The organism is Vibrio sp. 970 (assembly GCF_033339075.1).
The window spans coordinates 1-651 of sequence record NZ_JAWOTW010000404.1 but is presented as its reverse complement, the minus strand read 5'-3'; the positions used below and the strand labels follow the sequence as shown (position 1 = coordinate 651).

The 651-nt window shown below is 49.9% G+C and carries 1 pseudogene; it reads right to left on the bottom strand.

Annotated features, from left to right (window positions below):
- Window positions 1–13: 13 nt before the first annotated feature.
- Window positions 14–651: pseudogene (locus R7Q11_RS26970) on the bottom strand (protein-disulfide reductase DsbD domain-containing protein); the annotation flags it as partial.

Genomic DNA, 651 nt, shown 5'->3' with positions numbered 1-651 from the left:
CTCTTCCGATCTAGTCTCGCGTTGCCTCATCGACACCGTCCACCAACACTTGTGGTTGGTTCCAACCTTGAGTGTTCGTGAGCTTGATTTGCAACTTCGATTGGTTTGCATCCCAACTTGCTTGAGTGACATCAATAAACGGCGATGGCTGGGGCACATTGCTCACCGCTTGGGCGTAACTGAACATCACCGGCTCGTCGATTTTCAGCTCAGAAGGCAGGAAGGTCAGTTGAATTTGATAGTCCGTCAACACACAGATGGTGGTGCAGGAGGAGAGCGTGAGTACTGCATCAATCGTGACGGGTTTCGACATATTGTCGATATGCAGCGTCATTGGGAACAAAGTGTCACCTTTGTAACCGAGAGTCTCAATGCCCAATAACTCGAACTTTTGCGGATATGGCCATTGCCAATCAACCTTGTTCAGGTTTTGCGAGTTTTGCCAATCTATCGATGGCGCGACACCACCCTCGCCCGGCGATCGCCAATAAGTTTTCCAGTCTCCGCTCAGCTTAACATCCAAATAACCAGTGAGCGTTTTTGCTTGCGGATCTTGCTGACCAGTCAAAACAAAACGCGTTTGCACAGGCGGATGCTGTGGATTGGTCATCCATCCCGTGTCAGTAGTTTGCGCCGAGAGATTATGAGAGA